This window comes from Brevundimonas sp. FV1ps31S (assembly GCF_058681265.1).
Window position 1 is genome coordinate 3,303,836 of record NZ_CM178735.1, and the last position, 17,838, is coordinate 3,321,673.

Sequence of the window (17,838 nt, forward strand, 5' to 3'; positions counted from 1 at the left end):
GATCATCGATGAATCTCAAGCTTATCAAGGGGATGCGGATCGTCGCCGCCACCCACAACCCCGGCAAGGTTCCCGAGATCGCCGCCCTTCTTGGTGAAGATTACGAGATCCTCACCGCCGGACAGTTGAACCTGCCCGAACCGGACGAGACCGAGACCACTTTCGCTGGCAACGCCATGCTGAAGGCGCGCCACGCCGCCGAACGGTCGGGCGAGGTGGCCCTGGCCGACGATTCGGGGATGTCGGTCGCGGCCCTGGACGGGGCGCCGGGCATCTTCTCCGCGCGCTGGGCGGGGCCCGGCAAGGATTTCGCCGTGGCGATGAAGAAGGTCGAGGAGCGGCTGGAAGAGATCGGGGCGACGGACCGCGCCGCCTGGTTCACCTCGGCCCTGGCCGTGGCCTGGCCGAGCGGGCCGTGCGTGGTGGTCGAGGGGGTGGTCCACGGCCGGCTGACCTTCCCGCCGCGCGGCGACCGGGGCTTCGGCTATGATCCCATCTTCATTCCTGAAGGCGGCGACCTGACCTTCGGCGAGATGGAGCCGGCGGCCAAGGAGGCGATCAGCCACCGCACCCGCGCCTTCGCCAAGCTGCGGGCCGCGTTGATTGACTGACTTCCTCGACCCGGGAACGGACGTAGGCCTGTATGTCCACTGGCCCTATTGTTCGCGCATCTGCCCCTATTGCGACTTCAACGTCGTCCGCGACCGGGGGCGGGTCGAGGAACAGGCGGGACTGGTCGAGGCGATCCTGGCCGACATGGCGGCCCAGCGGGCGCTTACGGGGCCGCGCCGGCTGACGTCAATCTTCTTCGGCGGGGGCACGCCTTCGCTGATGGCGCCTGAGGCCGTGGCGCGGATCATCGCCCAGGCGCGCGACCTGTTCCCGCCGTCTGGACCGATCGAGATTTCGCTGGAGGCCAATCCGACCGACGCCGAGGCGGCCCGGTTCGCCGCCCTGGCGGAGGCCGGGGTCAACCGGCTGTCCATGGGGGTGCAGGCGCTGGACGACGCCTCGCTGCGGTTCCTGGGGCGTGATCATTCGGCGGCCGAGGCGCGGCGCGCGGTCGCTCTAGCCGGGCGGGCGTTTTCGCGCCTCTCCATCGACCTGATCTACGCCCGGCCGGACCAGACCCCGGCCGACTGGGCGACGGAGCTGGGCGCGGCCCTGGACCTGGGGTTCGAGCACGTCTCGCCCTATCAGCTGACCCTGGAGCCGACGACCGCCTTCGGGCGGGCTCTGGCGCGCGGAACCCTGATCCCGCCGGACGAGGACCAGGCCGCCGCCCTGTACGAGACCACCCAGACCGTGTTGGAGGCCGCCGGTTTCGACGCCTACGAGGTGTCCAACCATGCGCGGGGCGTGGCGGCGCGGTCGGCGCACAATCTGCATGTCTGGCGCGGCGGCGACTATCTGGGCCTGGGGCCGGGCGCGCATGGGCGGCTGACCCTGGGCGGGACGCGCACCGCCACCGTCGCCCATCGCCGCATCGCCGACTATATCGCCGGGGTCGGGGCAGCGCCGCCCTGGGTGGAGACGGAGCAGCTGGACGCCGCCGGGACGGCCGAAGAGCGGCTGCTGCTGGGCCTGCGCACTGTCGAGGGCGCGCCGTGGCATCTGCTGAAGGATCTGGGGCTGGACGCCGGAGCGGGGACGGCGGCGGACCTGATCGCCGACGGTTTTCTGCAGATCACGAACGGACGGCTGATCGCCACGCCGCGCGGGCGGCCGGTGCTGGACGGAGTGTTGAAGGCGTTGCTGACCTAGCCGCTCCCGGCCCTTCCCCTTTCCCCTGCTCGCCACCCTTGGGAGAAGGCAAAGGGTGGCGGATGTCGGAGCTTCAGTCCTCGATGACCTCGTGGGCCCCCGCGCCGCCGAGGCGCCAATAGCCGGCGGCCTTCATGGACTTGGCCGAAAAACCGAGCGCCAGCACGCGCGACCGCAGGGCCTTGGCCACAGCGGATTCGGCGGCGATCCAGACATAGGCGTCCTTGCGATCCACCCCGGTCAGGGCCGTGTCGACCGCCGCCAGCAGCGCCTCGGCGCGCCCGCGCGGGGCGCCGTCGCGGACAGCCCAGGTCACGGCGACCTCGGCGGCGGCGTCAAAGGTCCATGTCGAATCGAGGTCCGCGACCTCAACCACCACATGGGCGCGGACGCCGGCGGGCAGCTCTTCCAGACGACGGGCGATGGCGGGCAGGGCCGTCTCGTCGCCGATCAGCACATGATCGGCGAAAGCCGTGGGGACGATGAAGGAGCCGCGCGGCCCCCCGACGCCCAGGACCGAGCCGACCTTGGCCGCCATCGCCCAGTCGGTCGCTGGGCCGCCATGGCCGGTGACGAAGTCCAGCGTCAGGCGGCGCGTGGCGGCGTCATAGGCGCGAGGCGTGTAGTCGCGCGCCACGGGACGGGGCTCGGGAAAGACCGGGCCGTCCGGGCCCAGGGTCGGCAGGACCGGCGCCTGGCCCTCGGTGACCGGGAAGATCTTCACATGGTCATCGAAGCCCAGGGAGACGAAGCCGTCCAGATCCGCGCCTTCAAGCACGATACGGCGATAGGCCGGCGTCAGGTCCTGGACCGAGGCGACGGTCAGGGTGCGGAACTTCAGCTCGTGCCGCACGCGCCGGGGAATGCGCAGGAGGCCGGTCATGCCTGTTCCACCTTGTCGGCGGCCTCGGCCAGGATGGCGGCGATGGCCTGGACCTGGGCCTCGGTCAGGGCGGTCTCGCCCGTCAGACGGTCGTGGATCGTGTGACGCAGGCGGCCGATGGCGTCCTGGATGGCGGTCGGCCGCAGGGCGCGGGCGGCGAACTTGTCCATCGTCGCCTCGGCGGCGCGCAGGATCGCCTCGTTCTCGGCCAGCAGGGCGCGGCCGGCCTCTGTGATCGAATACAGTTTCTTGCCGCCTTCGGTCTGGGACTCCAGCGCGCCCATCTCCTCAAGCAGGGTCAGGCTGGGGTAGATGACGCCGGGGCTGGGCGAATAGGCGCCGCCCAGCCGGGTCTCGACCGCCTTGATCAGCTCGTAGCCGTGGCTGGGTTTCTCCGCGATCAGCGACAGCAGGACCCAGCGCAAGGTGCCGTGGTCGAACAGGCGGCCGCCGCCGCGCCGGCCATGGCCGTGACCACGTCCGCGCGCCTCGCCGCCGTCCCAGCCAGGACCGAAGTCCGCGCCGCGTCCGCCGCGCATCCCGCGCCCGAAGGCGTGACCGAACCCATGCCCGAAGCCAAAGCCGCCGGGACGACCGTGTTTTTCGCCGCATCCGTTGCTGCGGCCTTGGAAAATCCCCTTGGACCTCATGATCGATTCCTTTTAGATATATCTATTCGTGAGTGGTTAGATATATCTGAATGACGAAATGCGCAAGAGGGGCTGGCGTTGGGGCGAAAGCTGCGGCGTAGATCGCGGATGGACGATCTGAAGCGCCGCTGGGCCCGCCTCGAACCCCATCTGACTGTTGTCGGGCCCGACGACGACCGGCCCCGGCCGGCGGTGCTGCTGTTCCACGGCTGCGGCGGTCTGCGCGATCACCTGCCCCGGTACGCCGAGGCGGCGAAGGCGGCGGGCTGGCGCGCCTTCATCGTCGATTCCTACGGCCCGCGCGGCTGGGGCCGGACCTTCACCCTGACGGCGGTCTGCACCGGCCTGGCCTTTCGGGGGTATGAACGGGCCGGCGACGTGCTGGCGGCGATCCAGGGGATTTCGGCCCGACCGGACGTGGACGCGACCCGGCTGACCCTGGCCGGATGGAGCCACGGCGGCTGGTCGATCATGGAGATGATGAGCGCCGATCCCGCGCCCAACACCTTGGGCGTGGCCGATCCCGGCGCGGCCGACCTAGCGGGCGTCCGGGCCGTCTGGCTGGCCTATCCCTATATCGGGCCCTTCGCCTTCAACCGGATGAAGCCCTGGCGGCGCTGTCCCAAGGTGCTGGCCGTGACCTGCAGGCGCGACCACCTGACCACGGTGCGCAACGCCGAAATGATCAACGCCATGATCCGCGACTGCGGCGCCGAGGTCGAAAGCTGGGTCGCCGCCGGCACCCACGCCTTCGACGAACCGACCAACAACGGCCCCATGCGCCACGATCCGGACCTGACCGAGGACTCCCTGCGGCGGTTCAGGGCCTTCCTGACGGACGTCGCGCCCCACGTCTGAAAAGAATCCCAGCCCCCGTCTTGACGTCGGGCTCATCACGTAACAATTGAAGTTACATGAAAAGAGACTCCCGCCTCTCGAACATCCTTCACGCCCTGCTGCACATGGCAGAGCATGAGGCGCGAACCGGCGCGCCCATGACCTCGGATCAGCTGGCCGTCTGCCTGTCGACTCATCCGGTCGTGGTGCGCCGGACGATGGCCGGCCTGCGCGAACAGGGGCTGGTGGCGTCGGAAAAGGGGCATGGCGGCGGCTGGCGGCTGGCCCGGCCGCTGGACCAGGTGACCCTGGGCCAGGTCAACACGGCCCTGGGCGAGCCCGGCCTGTTTCCCGAAGCCCCGCCGGTCGAGGCCGACGGCTGTCTGGTCGAGGCGGCGGTCAACGACGCCCTCGCCGGAACCTATGCCGCCGCCCGCGCCCTGCTGGTCGCGCGGCTGAACGAGATCACCCTGGCCGATCTGGCGGCGGACTTCGCGCGCCGGATGGCCGAACATCCGAAAAGGGATCTGCTGAATGCCCGTCTCAACGCCCATCGCCCCGAGTGAACCCATGCCGCACGACGCCCTGATCATCGGCGGCTCCTACGCCGGCCTGTCCGCCGCCCAGCAGCTGGTTCGCGCCCGGCGCAGGGTGCTGGTCATCGACGACGGACGCCCCCGAAACCGGTTCGCCGCCCGCGCCCACGGCTTTCTGACCAACGACGGCCGACCGGGGGCCGAGATCACGGCGACGGCTCGGTCTCAGGTTGCAGCCTATCCCACCGCCGCCTTCCGCATGGCCGAGGCGATCACGATCGAGCGGATCGACGGCGGCTTCTCGGTCGCCTTCGCCGACGGCACGCGGACGCGGGGTCGCCGCCTTCTGCTGTCGCACGGGGTCGAGGATGTGCTGCCCGATATTCCGGGCGTCAAGGAACGCTGGGGCCGCACCGCGCTGCACTGCCCCTGGTGCCACGGCTATGAGATCGGCGGCGGTCCCATCGGCGTGCTGGGGCGCGGCGACCATGCGGTCCAGTACGCCGCCATGGTGGCGGAGTGGGGCCAGGTCACCCTGTTCATGGGGTTGGAGGTCGGCCTGTCGCCCGAGGACGCCCATCTGCTGTGCCGGCGCGGCGTCACCATAGAGACCACGCCCATCGCCCGGCTTGAAGGCGAGGCCCCGACCCTGACCGGCGCGCGGCTGACCGATGGGCGCTTCGTGGACCTGAAGGCCATCTTCGTCGGCGCCAGCGTCCGCGTCGCCAGCCCCTTCGCCGAGCGGCTGGGCTGCGAGATGACCGACACGCCGATGGGCCGGGTGATCAAGGTGGACGCCATGCAGGCGACGACCCAGCCGGGCGTGTTCGCCGCCGGCGACCTGGCGCGGGCGGCGTCCAACATCACCCTGGCCACCTCGGACGGCATGATCGCCGCCCACGGCCTGTTCCGCTCGCTGATCGAGGAAGAGACGGCGCGGGCCTAGCCTCGGCCGCCTGATCCGAACTAGCCGATGGTCGCCTCAATGGTGATTTCCGCGCGCACCGAATGGGCCATTTCGCAATGTTCGTGGGCGGAATGGTGCAGGGCGTCCAGCTCGGCCTGGTCCGGCTGGCGGCCGGAGAAGGCGGTCACGGGGCGAAGGGCGACACGGGCGAGATACCGGGCGCCGGCCGCGTTCTTGTCCAGTTCGCCGGAGGCCGCGTCGCGATAGGAATCGACCACCAGACCGGCGTTGGCCGCGAAGGCCAGGAACCACAGCATGTGGCAGCTGGACAGGGAGGCGACCATCGCCTCCTCCGGATCGACCGCCGAGGCGTCCGAAAGGGGCACAGGCACGCCGGCGGGCGACGACGATCCGGGGACCACCGCCCCGCCGTCGAAGGTCCAGCTGTGGGCGCGGCTGTAGCGCTTGTCGGTGAAGGGCTGATCGCCCCGCATCCATTCGATGGTCGCCCCGTGCGCGCTCATGGCCCGTCTCCCTGTCAGTCGGCCAGGATCGTATAGACCATCGGCGCTCGAACCTCGAAGCCCAGGGACCGGTAAAAGGCGATGGTCGCCTCATGATCGGCGAAGGCGTGCAGGAAGGCGGTCTCGCCCGAGGCGTGGATTTCGCCGACCACTGCCCGCGACAGGGCGGCGGCATAGCCCTTTCCCCGGTGGTCGGGGTGGGTGCAGACCCCGCTCAGTTCGGTGAAACCGTCCACCCGCAGCCGCCGCCCGGCCATGGCGACCAGTTCGCCGTCGTGCTTGATCCCGATGAAGGGGCCGAGTTCGCGGGTTCTCGAGCGGAAGGGGCCGGGCCGGGTCAGGGTCGCCAGGGCCAGCATGGCCGGGGCGTCGGCAGGGGTCAGGGTCTCGAAGGCGATATCGGGCGCCCTGGCCGAGGTCCTGGCCGGGGTCAGGGCGGCGCAGGTCATCTGCACCAGGTCGATGCGGCGATCCACGGCGACCCCGTCCGGCAGGACGTCGGCCATCGGGCCGTCGGAATGCTCGACCATTCCCGCGCCGGGGTGTCGCCGGGCCAGTTCGGTCAGCCGGGCGCGGCTCTGGGGCGAGGCGTCGGCGGCCGACAGGAAGACCCCGATCTCGGGGTCGATGCGCACGGCGTGGGCGTCGGACTCCGGCGTCGTGAAGGATGACAGACGGGTGGTCAGGGCGTTCCAGACGGCGCGGTCGAGGGGATGTTTCATGGTCGCGCTTCTAGCCCCGACGGCGCGGCGGCGGAACCGGTCGCCGCGACGCCGCGTCCGAAAACCGCCAGCGGCCTACCCCCGCCAGAAGCCGACGATCGTCTTGACCTCGTCCACCACCGGATCGGCGACTTCGGCGGCGCGGTCGGCGCCGTCCTTCAGCACGCGGTCGATCTCGGCCGGGTCGTCCATCAGGCGGCGCATCTCGGCCGTGACAGGGGCCAGGGAGGCCACCGCCAGGTCCGCCAGGGCCGGCTTGAAGGCGCCGAAGCCCTGGCCGCCGAACTGTTCGATCACCTGTTCACGCGTTAGGCCGGCCAGGGCGGCGTAGATGGCCACCAGGTTCTTGGCCTCGGGCCGGTCGTTCAGCCCGTCCAGGGTTTCCGGCAGGGGCTCCGGATCGGTCTTGGCCTTGCGGATCTTGGACGCGATCGTGTCGGCGTCGTCGGTCAGATTGATGCGGCTGTTGTCGGACGGATCCGACTTGGACATCTTGGCCGCCCCGTCGCGCAGGGACATGACGCGCGTCGCCGGCCCCTGGATGATCGGCTCGGGCACCGGGAAATAGCCGGGAACGCCGAAGTCGTTGTTGAACTTGGCGGCGATGTCGCGGGTCAGTTCCAGATGCTGTTTCTGGTCCTCGCCGACCGGCACCTCGGTCGCCTTGTACAGCAGGATGTCGGCGGCCTGGAGCACGGGGTAGGTGTAGAGGCCGACCGAGGCCCGCTCCTTGTGCTTGCCCGTCTTCTCCTTGAACTGGGTCATCCGGTCCAGCCAACCCAGGCGGGCGACGCAGTTGAAGATCCAGGCCAGTTCGGCGTGGGCGCGGACGGCGGACTGCGGGAAGATGATCGACTTGGCCGGGTCCAGGCCCGAGGCCAGATAGGCGGCGGCGATCTCGCGCGTCTGGGCGGCCAGCTTGTCCGGCTCCTGCCAGACGGTGATGGCGTGCAGGTCGGCGACGAAGACGAAGACCGGCGCGCCCTGGTCCTGCAGTTCGACGAACCGCTTCAGCGCGCCCAGATAGTTGCCCAGGTGAAGCGCGCCGGAGGCCTGAATGCCGGACAGGATGCGGCGCGGGCCGGTGTAGAGGGCCGGGGGAGTTTGATCGGTCATGGTCGGTCGGGTCTCGGAAAGTCGTTGTCAGGCGTGGCGAAGGGTGCGGCGGTTCAGCCGCGCCATCGCCGGTCAAAGATCGGGCCCGAAAGGATCATGGCTCGCGCTTATCGCCTCGATAGGGTTCAGTCCAGACCAGACACGGCCGAACCGCCCGGCTCGCGGCGCAGGGTCGCCTTCAGCTCGGACAGGGTGACGGCGCGGAAGGCCAGCAGACAGGCGCCATAGACGCCCGCGCCCAGGCCGCAGACCGCCAGGACGGCGATCTCCTTGGCCAGCAGCACCTGGCTGAGCCGTTCATAGTTGATCCCGGCCAGCAGCAGCAGGCCGGCCATGACCGCGCTGGCGGCCAGGACGCGGGCGATGCGCGAGACGAAGGCCGGCGACGGCCGCCAGCTGTTCTCGCGGATCAGAACCCCCGCCAGCAAGGCGACATTGACCCAGGCCGAGACGCTGGTGGCGATGGCCAGGCCCAGCACCCCGTCCCAGCCCTGGGCGTCGAACCAGAAGAACAGGCCGGAGCCCAGAACCACGGTGATGATCACCGCCGTGACCGCAAAATACATCGGCCGGCGCGTGTCCTCGCGGGCGAAGAAGGGCGGGGTCAGCACCTTGGCCAGGACGAAGGCCGGCACGCCCCAGGCGAACTGGCGCAGCACGTCGGCGGTGCGGGCGGCGTCCGCGCTGGTGAAGGCGCCGCGCGTCACCGTGGCGTCGATGATGAAGAAGGGAATGACGAACAGGGCCACGGCGGCGGGCAGGGTGAAGGCCATGGCCAGGTTGATCCCGTCGTCCAGCGTCTTCTGCCCGCCCTCGTGGTCGCCGGAGACGAAGGCCCGCGTCAGGCGCGGCACCAGGGCCAGGCCGATGGCCACCCCGACCAGGCCCAGCGGCAGCTGATACAGGCGGTCGGCGTTGTAGAGCACCGAACGGGCGCCGGCGTCCGAGCCGGCCAGGACCTGGGACACGACGGAGTTGACCTGCATGGCGCCCCCGGCCATGGCGCCGGGCACGGCCAGGGCCAGGGCGCGCTTCACGTTCGGCGTCAGGCGCGGCAGGCCCAGCTTCAGTCGTACGCCCAGACGGCGCACGCCCCACCACAACAGACCAGCCTGGATCACGCCCGAGACCGTGACGGCGGCGCTGGTGGCCAGCAGCACGGTCTCCGGCGACACCGGCAAGAGGAAGCCGCTGATCAGCGGGGCCAGGGTGCACAGGTTCAGGAACACCGGCACCGCCGCCGACAGGGCGAACCGCCCGCCAGTGTTCAGCACCCCCGACAACAGGGAGGCGATGGTCATACAGGCCAGATAGGGCATGGCCAGCTGGGTCGCGATCACCGCGACCCGCATCACCTCGGCGTCGTCCTTCCAGGCCGACAGCAGCAGGGGCACGATCCAGGGCATGGCGACCTGCAACAGGACGCAGAAGGCCGCGACCACGGCGAACATGAAGGACATGGCCTCCGACGCCGTCACCGCCGCCGCCGCGTCGCCCTCGCGCGTCTTGACCCCGCCATAGACCGGCACGAAGGCCTGGGCGAAGGCGCCCTCGGCGAACAGGCGGCGGAACATGTTGGGCAGCATCAGGGCCGTGGACCAGACGTCCATCAGCGCCCCCTGGCCGAAGTTGGCCGACAGGGCCAGGTCGCGTCCGAAACCGAGCAGGCGGCTGCCGAGCGTCAGCGTGGACTGAACCAGGGTGTTGCGGGCGAGGCTCATACTGACCGGGAGGAGGAAGGCTGGGGAAGGACCGAGGCTTAGCGCGCTTCCGGCGGCGGCGATACGGGCTTGGCGCGGGTCCGGCGCCCCAGGTCCGAGACGTCGCGCGCGCTGGCGCGGGCCGAGGCGACCTTGCGGCCTTCGGGGGCCGGGGCGCGGCTGTCCAGCACGGCTTCCAGGGCGCCGCGCAGTTCGGCGACCCGCTGTTCGGAGGTGATCTTCCGGCCCTTGCCGTCCACCACATAGAAGCTGTCCACCGCCCGTTCGCCATAGGAGGCGACATGGGCCGAGCGGATGTTCAGCCCCTCGTCGTTGAAGACCCGCGACAGGGCCGCCAGCAGGCCGGGCCGGTCGGCGCCCGAGACCTCGACCAGGGTGGCGGTCTCGCTGGCGTGGTGATCGACCATGACCACGGGCCGGACCTCGAAGGCGGCCTTCCTGGCGTTGCCGGCGGGGGCGGGGGCCTTGCCGATACGGCCTTCGCCGCGCGCAGCCTTTTCCAGCGCGTCGGTCAGGGCCTTGAGCCGGCGCGGTTCGGCCTGGCCATAGGGCAGGCCCGCTCCGTCCTGGACCCGGAAGACGTCCAGAACCACGCCCTCGCTGGTCGTCGCCACGCGGGCGTCGGTGACGTCGGCGCCCAGGGCGGCCATGGTCTGGGCCAGGTCGGCGAACAGGCCCGGCCGGTCGGTGGCGGCGATGGAGATTTCGGTGGCCTGGACCGGCAGGCCCTCGACCGGGGTCAGGGGCGCGGCCTGGGCGGCGGCCCCGGTCTGACGCGCCCGCACCACCAGGGCCGGATGCGCCGCCAGCGGATCCTCGCGCGCCACGTCCTCGCCCCGGAACAGGGCGGCGACCTGGTCATAGAGGGTGCGCATCAACTGCCCCTTCCAGCCGTTCCAGACCCCCGGCCCCACGGCGCGGATATCGGCGACGGTCAGGACCAGCAGCATCCGCAGCCGTTCGGGATCGCCGACCAGTTCGGCGAAGGCGCGGATGGTGGCCGGGTCGGACAGGTCGCGCTTCTGGGCGTAGTCGGACAGGGCCAGGTGGCTGCGCACCAGCCAGACCACCAGTTCGATGCGGCGCGGATCGACGCCCAGCCGTTCGCAGGCCCGGCGCGCGGCGATGGCACCGTCCTCCAACTGTCCCCGCTCGCCGCCCTTGCCGACGTCGTGCAGCAGCATGCCCAGCATCAGGGCTTCCATGTCCGAGATCAGGTGCACGATTTCCGACGCCATCGGGTGATCGGACTTCAGCTTGCCACGCGCGATGTCGTTGATGAAGCCGATGGCCTGGAGCGTGTGCTCGTCCACCGTATAGGCGTGGTACATGTTGAACTGGGTCTGGCCGACGATCCGCCCCCATTCGGGCAGGAACCGGCCCAAGAGGCCCGTCTCGTTCATGATGGTCAGGGTGCGGTACGGCCTCTGGCCATGGGCCAGGACGCTGAGGAAGGCCCGCGTCGCCTCCGGATCCCGCCTCAGCCTGGGCGTCACCAGCGACAGGGACCGGGTCACGGCCGAAAAGGCGTCGGGGTGCAGGTCCAGGTCGTGCCGGTCGGCATAGACGAACAGGGTCAGCAGCTTGACCGGATCGCGCTCGAACACCGATGCGTCCTCGACCGACAGCCGGCCCTGATCGACCCAGAAGCCCTCGATCTCCAGCTTGCGGCGGTTGGTCCGGAACGGGATCATCAAGCGCGACAGGCCCTGGGCCGTCTTCTGGTGCCGGGCCTCCAGCTTGGCCGACATGGCCCGCGTCAGGGCGCCGACGTCGCGCGCGATCAGGAAATAGCGGCGCATGAACCGCTCCACCGCCGGTTCGTCGCCGCGCCCCTGCCAGCCCATGCGCCGGGCCACCTCGGGCTGCATGTCGAAGGTCAGCTTCTCCTCCGCCCGCCCGGCGACCAGGTGCAGATGGATCCGCACCCGCCACAGGAAGTCGAAGGCGTCGTCGGAGGCGCGCCGCTCCCGCGGGGTGAACAGTTCGTCCATCACCGTCGCGCCCAGCCGGCTGTCGGGCGCCAGCGACCGGGCGATCCAGTACAGGGTGTTGAGGTCGCGCAGCCCCCCCTTGCCGTCCTTGACGTTGGGCTCGACCTTGTAGCGGGTCACGCCCGCCTTCTGGTGGCGGGCGGCGCGTTCTTCCAGCTTGGCGGCGATGAAGGGGCGGGGATCGGCCTTGGCCACCATGTCGCGGAATCGGCCGATCATCAGGTCCGACAGCCGCTCGTCCCCCGCCAGATGACGGGCCTCCAGCAGGGTGGTCCGCACCGTCATGTCGGTGCGCCCCAGGGTCAGGCATTCCTCGACCGACCGCACGGCGGGCCCGACCTTGATGCCCAGGTCCCACAGCACATAGAGGACGAATTCGATCACGGTCCCGCCGCGCAATGTGGCCTTGGCGGGCCGCAGGAACAGCAGGTCCAGGTCGGAATACGGGGCCAGGACACCCCGGCCATAGCCCCCGACCGCCACCAGCGACAGACGTTCGCTCTCGACGGCGGAGACGGGGAACAGCACCTGGGTCGCGACCCGCCACAGGCCCACCAGCATCTCGTCGGCCGCCGTGGCGTACAGGCGGGCGACCTCGCGCCCCTTCATGCCCCCGTCCAGCTTGCGCTCGGCGCGGGCGCGGGCGGCGTCGTAACTCTCGCGCAAAACGGACGCGACCGCCGCGCGCGGATCTCCCGCGCGGGCGGCCTCGTCAAGGCGGTCATCCAGACTGGGCGAAACGGTCATGTCAGCCTTCTATAGGCCGCATCCCCCTTCGCGTCAGTGAACGATCCGATTACTCCGGACGAACGCGCTTCTTGCGGAACGACGGGTTCAGGGTCTGCTTGCGCAGGCGGATGGACTTCGGCGTCACCTCGACCAGCTCATCGTCGTCGATATAGGCGATGGCCTGTTCCAGCGACATCTGGCGCGGCGGGGTCAGGCGCACGGCCTCGTCCTTGCCGGAGGCGCGGACGTTGGTCAGTTGCTTGCCCTTGATCGGGTTGACGTCCAGGTCGTCCCAGCGCGCGTTCTCGCCGATGATCATGCCCTGGTAGGTCTTCTCGCCGGCGCCGACGAACATGACGCCGCGATCTTCCAGGTTCCACAGGGCGAAGGCCGCCGTGTCGCCGTCCGAGTTCGAGATCAGCACGCCCTTCAGACGGCCGGCGATCGCGCCCTTGTATTCTTCGTAGTGGCTGAAGACCCGGTTCAGCACGCCCGAACCGCGCGTGTCGGTCAGGAACTCGCCCTGATAGCCGATCAGCGAGCGCGACGGGCATTTCAGGCTGATGCGGGTCTTGCCGGCGCCCGACGGCCCCATGTCGGTCATTTCGGCCTTACGGGCCGACAGCTTCTCGATGACGATGCCCGAGAATTCGTCGTCCACGTCGATCATGACGTCTTCGATGGGCTCCATCTTCTCGCCGTTGGGGCCTTCCTGGAAGACCACGCGCGGACGCGAGATCGAGACCTCGAAGCCTTCGCGGCGCATGTTTTCGATCAGAACGCCCAGCTGCAGTTCGCCACGGCCGGCCACTTCGTAGGCGTCGCCGCCTTCAGTGGTCGTGACGCGGATGGCGACGTTGGCTTCGGCTTCCTTCAGCAGACGGTCGCGGATGACGCGCGACTGGACCTTGTCGCCTTCGCGACCGGCCAGCGGGCTGTCATTGACCGAGACGGTCATTGAGATGGTGGGCGGATCGATCGGTTGGGCGGGCAGGGCGTCGACGACTTCCATGGCGCACAGGGTGTCGGCCACGGTCGCCTTGGACATGCCGGCGATGGCGACGATGTCGCCCGCTTCCGAACCCTCGTCCAGGGCCTGACGCTTCAGGCCGCGGAAGGCCAGGACCTTGGTGATGCGGCCGCGTTCGATTTCCTTGCCTTCACGGTCCAGGGCGTGGATCGCCATGCCGGGAACGGCCTTGCCGCTCTCGATACGGCCGGTCAGGATCCGGCCCAGGAAGGGGTCGGACTCGATCAGCACGTTCAGCATCTGGAACGGCTTGTCCTTGTTTTCCTGAACCTTGGGCGGCGGGACGTGGTCGACGATCAGGTCGAACAGCGGGGCCAGGTTGTCGTTGGGCTGGTTCAGATCCATCGTCGCCCAGCCATTACGGCCCGAGGCGTAGATGTGCGGGAAGTCCAGCTGTTCGTCCGTCGCGCCGATGGCGGCGAACAGGTCGAAGGTCTCGTTGTGCACGCGGTCCGGATCGGCGTGGGCGCGGTCGACCTTGTTGATGCACAGGATCGGGCGCAGGCCCATCTTCAGGGCCTTGGTCAGCACGAACTTGGTCTGGGGCATGACGCCCTCTTCGGCGTCCACCAGGATGACGCAGCCGTCCACCATGCCCAGGATCCGCTCGACTTCGCCGCCGAAGTCGGCGTGGCCGGGGGTGTCGATGATGTTGATGCGGGTTTCGCCGGCCTTGCCGTTCCAGAGCACCGAGGTGCACTTGGCCAGGATGGTGATGCCGCGTTCCTTCTCCTGGTCGTTGGAGTCCATGGCGCGCTCAGTCGTCGCCTCATTGGCTCGGAAGACGCCGGACTGGGCCAGCAGTTGGTCCACCAGGGTCGTCTTCCCGTGGTCGACGTGGGCGATGATGGCGACGTTGCGCAGGTTCATTTGATAATCGCGAAAAGGCGCGGCCGGGATGCAGGCGGCCGCTGGTCATGAAAAGGCATGCAGGGAGCGCGCGCCTCTTACAGGCATGTGGACGGAAAGACCAGAGCAGGCGTTCAGACGCCTTGGATCAGGCGCGCCTTAAGCGTCCTGAAGGTCACGCATCATATAGCGGGCGTCGGCGCCGTAGCTGGCAAGCTTCGCCCCCATGCCGGGGGTTTCACGCGCCTTGAAGCCGTGTCGGGACCAGAAACCGACGGCGTCATTGACGGCGACCAGGGCGATGGCGGGCCAGCCGTCCCCGGCCGCCTGTTCGGCCAGACGTTCGACGACGGCTCCCGTAACCCCGCCGCCACGCGCCTGGGGGTGCAGGGCCAGGTCGTGCAGATAGATCAGCTCTGGATCGGCCGGCAGGCCCTCGATCACCGTGTTCAGCGGCGGCGCGCTGTCGGCCCGCCACGGATAGGCGATCAGATAGCCTTTCGCCGGGGCGTCGCCGTCCGCCAGCACGAAACAGCCGCGCGGATACAGCGCCAGCCGGTTCTGGAAACAGGCCCGGTCCTCGAAATGATCGGGAAAGGACAGGCGGGCCACCTCGACCACAGCGTCGATGTCGGCCGGCCGCATGGGGCGCCAGTCTAAGCCGGGCAGCGCGTGTTCAGCTCCGCCTTCTGGAAGCGCCATCGGATGATCCTCTCCTGACCGTCCAGCACGCCTTCGATCCGGGCGTTCAGGACATCGCCGTCCCGTTCATAGACGACGCGTTTGGGAAAGTCGTCGTCCGCCGCCTGTTCGAACACCACGCGGCGCGGGCCGGAGGCGACCACCGGAAACACCGTCGGGGCCTGTCCCTCGGGATGGGCGAAATAGGCCAGGGGCGCCGCCGGGGTCGGATCGACCGGGGCGATGCGCGACAACTCCCACCCTGCCCTGCCGCTGCGCACGGTCAGCGACGTTCCAAGCATCAGGTTCAGGCGCGGGTCGGTCCAGGTCTCGGACACTTCGCGGTCCGGTTCGCAGGACAGCCAGTAGCCGGCCATCCAGCCCAGGTCGGGGCGCTGGTCGGGGGTCGTCTGAAGGGCGGCGGCGAGAAGCAGCGGGGTCAGCATGGTCGGTTTCCCTCTCCGGTCGATAGCGACAGGCTAGACGGCGTGCGGCCCCGCCGGCTTGTAGGTTTGCGACGCGATGGCCCGGGCCAGGGCCTGCTGCTCCCGCGCCCAGTCGGTGGCTGTGCAGCCCAGAAAGCGCCGGAAGTCGCGCGCCATCTGCGGCTGGTCGAAATAACCGGCCTCGAGCCCCGCCGCGAGCCAGCCCTCGGTCTCCCCGTCCGGCTGGCCCGCGTGGTCGAACACGCGACGGAACCGGAAGATCGAACGCAGCAGGCGGGGCGAGACCCCGACCCGGTCGGCGAAGCGCCGCTGAAGCGCCCGTTGCTCGCCCGACGACCGAGGCGGCGCGGGTCGTTCTCCGGCGGCGGCCTCGACCTCGGCCCGGACTATCGGGTCGATCATCCAGTCCGTGTGCTGCTTCTGGTGGGTCAGCCAGGCGACGAAGGCCGCCGCCTGCCCCGCCGGATCGCCCTTTAGCGGATCGAAACCGGCCAGGCGTTCGACCATGTCCAAGCGTTGGTCGGTCGCCTCGCTCAACGGCCGGCCCAAGAAGTCCCGCGCCCCGTCGGGCTCGAACCGGACAGAGACCAGTTCGGTCGGCCCGGTCGGCTTCATCGCCAGGGGCCGGGTCATCTGTCCTGCGAACAGGGCCGAGGGCTGCAGGCGGAATGCGCCGTCCTCGCCCTGTTCGGCATAGGGGGCGCCGAGGTCGAACACCAGTTCGGGACAGCCGTCCGGGGCGATGCGCTGGATGGTCGGCGTCGGATCGGGGGCGGCATAGGTCCAGATGACGCGGACGAAGGGCCGCAGCGCCGGCGGCGGCGCGAACTCCTGATACCGTTCCTCCCCCGAGGCCACCTCAGTTGACCTTGGACGGGTCCGGCGGCGGGGCGGGCAGGGCCGCGACCGGCACGCCGTCCTCCTTCAGCTTCTTCACCTCGGCGGGCGTGGCCTCGCCATAGATTTCGCGCTTCTCGGACTTGCCCTCGTGGATGTCGCGGGCCTCGCGGGTGAACGTATCGCCCACATAGTCGAAGTTCGCCTCGACATGGGCGCGGACCTGCTGCGCTGCCGCCATCATGACGGTCTGCATCTTGGCGGCGATGTCGGACGCGGGGTCGGATTTGCGCGCACCACTGACGGCAGGAGCCATCACGGCCTTCTCGACCGCTCGCGAGCCGCAGAACGGGCATTCGACCAGGCCGCGCGCCGCCTGGTCGTCATAGTCGGAGGACGAGCCGAACCAGGCCTCGAAACCGTGGGCCTGGTCGCAGTTCAGGGCGTATCGGATCATGAGGGCATCAGGGAACAGACAGGAAGTCGCGGTCGTGGGTCAGAGCCGGCACCGCCGTTCGCGCCCTGGCCACCGCCTCCATGTCCAGCTTCGCCGTCAGGATGCAAGGCTCGTCGTGATCCGCCTTGGCCAGAATCTCGCCCCAGGGGCCGACGACGGTCGAGCGGCCCCAGGTGCGGCGACCGTCATCGTGCAGCCCGCCCTGGGCCGGGGCCAGGACGAAGGCGCCGGTCTCGATGGCGCGGGCGCGCAGCAAGGTCTCCCAGTGGGCCTCGCCCGTCGGCGCCGTGAAGGCGGCGGGAACGGCGATCATCGACGCTCCAGCCTTGGCCAGTTGGCGGTGCAGATGGGGAAAACGGATGTCGTAGCAGATGGTCAGGCCTAGCCGGCCCCAGGGGGTGTCGGCGACCGCCGCCCCGTCGCCGGGCCGCACCGTCGCGCTCTCGCGGTATCGCTCACCGTTCGGCAGATCGACGTCGAAGACGTGCAGCTTGTCGTACCGGGCGACGATCCCGCCGGACGCATCGACCAGCAGCGACCGGTTGGCGGCCCGGCTGTCGCCAGCAAGGCCCGACTTGACGATGGCCGAGCCGATCAGCAGCCAGACCCCCAGTTCCGCCGCCAGCCGTCGCAGGCCCAGGACGGCGACATCGGCCGTCTCGTCGCTGATGGCGGCGTCGCGGCGGTCGCGGCGCTGTTCCAGAACATTGGTCCCCTCGGGCGTCAGGACGAATTTCGCCCCGCCCGCCGCGGCCTCGCGGATCAGGGGCTCGACATGGGCCAGGGCCGCCTGCGCCGTCGCCGGCGTGCGGGTCTGGATCAGGGCGATGTCGAGCCCGCTGCTCATCGGGTCAGGCGGCCAGAAGCGGGTCGAGCTTGCCGTCCCGGTCCAGGGCATGGATGTCATCCGAGCCGCCGACGTGGTTTCCTGCGATGAAGATCTGCGGGAAGGTCATGCGGCCGCCCGACTTCTCGACCATCTCGGCCTTCTTGGCCGGGTCATTCGAAGCGACGATCTCCGTATAGTCGGCGCCCTTCTTCTTCAGCAGCGCCATGGCGCTGTAGCAGTAGGGGCAGCCGGGCTTGGTGTAGATGACGACGTCGGCCAAATCAGAACTCCAGATAGGGGCGCCACGGCACGGCGTGGGGCAGTTT

19 protein-coding genes are annotated in these 17,838 nt (G+C 69.7%); 5 read left to right on the plus strand and 14 right to left on the minus strand.

The genetic code is table 11. The features are described 5' to 3' along the window. The first annotated feature begins 8 nt into the window (after positions 1-8). Both rdgB and hemW read left to right on the plus strand, forming a co-directional pair. Positions 9-611 (plus strand): RdgB/HAM1 family non-canonical purine NTP pyrophosphatase, encoded by a 603-nt coding sequence (rdgB, locus tag ACVPT3_RS15860; RefSeq protein WP_492041802.1) that lies wholly within the window; start codon positions 9-11, stop codon positions 609-611. Then, a complete protein-coding gene (hemW, locus tag ACVPT3_RS15865) occupies positions 604-1,764 on the plus strand; it encodes a radical SAM family heme chaperone HemW (RefSeq protein WP_492041803.1) in 1,161 nt (386 codons plus the stop codon). The genes rdgB and hemW overlap by 8 nt, the downstream gene beginning before the upstream one ends. Positions 1,765-1,837: 73 nt before the next feature. Here the strand turns inward: hemW and ACVPT3_RS15870 are convergent, their stop codons facing one another. Then, a complete protein-coding gene (locus tag ACVPT3_RS15870; protein ID WP_492041804.1) occupies positions 1,838-2,647 on the minus strand; it encodes a siderophore-interacting protein in 810 nt (269 codons plus the stop codon). Beyond that, positions 2,644-3,297, minus strand: a complete 654-nt coding sequence (locus tag ACVPT3_RS15875) for a PadR family transcriptional regulator (RefSeq protein ID WP_154726349.1) — start codon at positions 3,295-3,297, stop codon at positions 2,644-2,646. The genes ACVPT3_RS15870 and ACVPT3_RS15875 overlap by 4 nt, the downstream gene beginning before the upstream one ends. Positions 3,298-3,405: 108 nt before the next feature. Between ACVPT3_RS15875 and ACVPT3_RS15880 the strand changes: the two genes are divergently transcribed. Genes ACVPT3_RS15880 through ACVPT3_RS15890 form a run of 3 tightly spaced genes read left to right on the plus strand, consistent with a single transcriptional unit; the run spans position 3,406 to position 5,616 of the window. Next, positions 3,406-4,155, plus strand: a complete 750-nt coding sequence (locus tag ACVPT3_RS15880) for a dienelactone hydrolase family protein (protein WP_492041805.1) — start codon at positions 3,406-3,408, stop codon at positions 4,153-4,155. 56 nt (positions 4,156-4,211) lie between these two features. Further along, on the plus strand, positions 4,212-4,700 hold the full coding sequence (locus ACVPT3_RS15885; RefSeq protein ID WP_492041806.1) for an Rrf2 family transcriptional regulator: 489 nt from the start codon (positions 4,212-4,214) through the stop codon (positions 4,698-4,700). Further along, the gene (locus ACVPT3_RS15890; RefSeq protein WP_492041807.1) at positions 4,669-5,616 is read left to right on the plus strand and encodes an NAD(P)/FAD-dependent oxidoreductase; all 948 of its coding nucleotides are present in this window, start codon (positions 4,669-4,671) and stop codon (positions 5,614-5,616) included. Before ACVPT3_RS15885 ends, ACVPT3_RS15890 begins: the two co-directional genes overlap by 32 nt. A 20-nt stretch (positions 5,617-5,636) precedes the next feature. Here the strand turns inward: ACVPT3_RS15890 and ACVPT3_RS15895 are convergent, their stop codons facing one another. From ACVPT3_RS15895 to grxC, 12 genes are all read right to left on the minus strand, one after another. After that, positions 5,637-6,101: an OsmC family protein gene (locus ACVPT3_RS15895; protein WP_008263054.1), complete on the minus strand. Its 465-nt coding sequence runs from the start codon at positions 6,099-6,101 to the stop codon at positions 5,637-5,639. Positions 6,102-6,115: 14 nt separating this feature from the next. After that, positions 6,116-6,823 (minus strand): GNAT family N-acetyltransferase, encoded by a 708-nt coding sequence (locus ACVPT3_RS15900; protein ID WP_492041808.1) that lies wholly within the window; start codon positions 6,821-6,823, stop codon positions 6,116-6,118. Between the two features lie 75 nt (positions 6,824-6,898). Next, positions 6,899-7,939, minus strand: coding sequence for a tryptophan--tRNA ligase (gene trpS / locus ACVPT3_RS15905; protein WP_492041809.1), 1,041 nt, complete (start codon positions 7,937-7,939; stop codon positions 6,899-6,901). A 125-nt stretch (positions 7,940-8,064) separates the two neighbouring features. Continuing rightward, positions 8,065-9,660, minus strand: a complete 1,596-nt coding sequence (murJ, locus tag ACVPT3_RS15910) for a murein biosynthesis integral membrane protein MurJ (RefSeq protein WP_492041810.1) — start codon at positions 9,658-9,660, stop codon at positions 8,065-8,067. 38 nt (positions 9,661-9,698) lie between these two features. Further along, positions 9,699-12,401 carry a [protein-PII] uridylyltransferase gene (glnD, locus tag ACVPT3_RS15915; RefSeq protein ID WP_492041811.1) on the minus strand — a complete coding sequence of 901 codons (2,703 nt, stop codon included), beginning with the start codon at positions 12,399-12,401 and terminating at the stop codon, positions 9,699-9,701. Positions 12,402-12,450: 49 nt separating this feature from the next. Beyond that, entirely contained in the window at positions 12,451-14,283 is a 1,833-nt protein-coding gene (gene typA, locus ACVPT3_RS15920) for a translational GTPase TypA (RefSeq protein ID WP_271165616.1), read from the minus strand. A gap of 138 nt (positions 14,284-14,421) precedes the next feature. Then, a complete protein-coding gene (locus ACVPT3_RS15925; RefSeq protein ID WP_492041812.1) occupies positions 14,422-14,907 on the minus strand; it encodes a GNAT family N-acetyltransferase in 486 nt (161 codons plus the stop codon). A gap of 11 nt (positions 14,908-14,918) precedes the next feature. Then, on the minus strand, positions 14,919-15,389 hold the full coding sequence (locus ACVPT3_RS15930) for a DUF6265 family protein (protein WP_492041813.1): 471 nt from the start codon (positions 15,387-15,389) through the stop codon (positions 14,919-14,921). Between the two features lie 33 nt (positions 15,390-15,422). Continuing rightward, the gene (locus ACVPT3_RS15935) at positions 15,423-16,247 is read right to left on the minus strand and encodes a DUF6597 domain-containing transcriptional factor (protein WP_492041814.1); all 825 of its coding nucleotides are present in this window, start codon (positions 16,245-16,247) and stop codon (positions 15,423-15,425) included. 1 nt (position 16,248) lies between these two features. Next, entirely contained in the window at positions 16,249-16,683 is a 435-nt protein-coding gene (locus tag ACVPT3_RS15940) for a DUF1178 family protein (protein ID WP_492041815.1), read from the minus strand. Positions 16,684-16,690: 7 nt separating this feature from the next. Further along, complete coding sequence (locus ACVPT3_RS15945; RefSeq protein WP_492041816.1) at positions 16,691-17,530, minus strand: carbon-nitrogen hydrolase family protein; 840 nt, start codon at positions 17,528-17,530, stop codon at positions 16,691-16,693. 4 nt (positions 17,531-17,534) lie between these two features. After that, positions 17,535-17,792 carry a glutaredoxin 3 gene (gene grxC / locus ACVPT3_RS15950; RefSeq protein WP_492041817.1) on the minus strand — a complete coding sequence of 86 codons (258 nt, stop codon included), beginning with the start codon at positions 17,790-17,792 and terminating at the stop codon, positions 17,535-17,537. Positions 17,793-17,838: the final 46 nt, after the last annotated feature.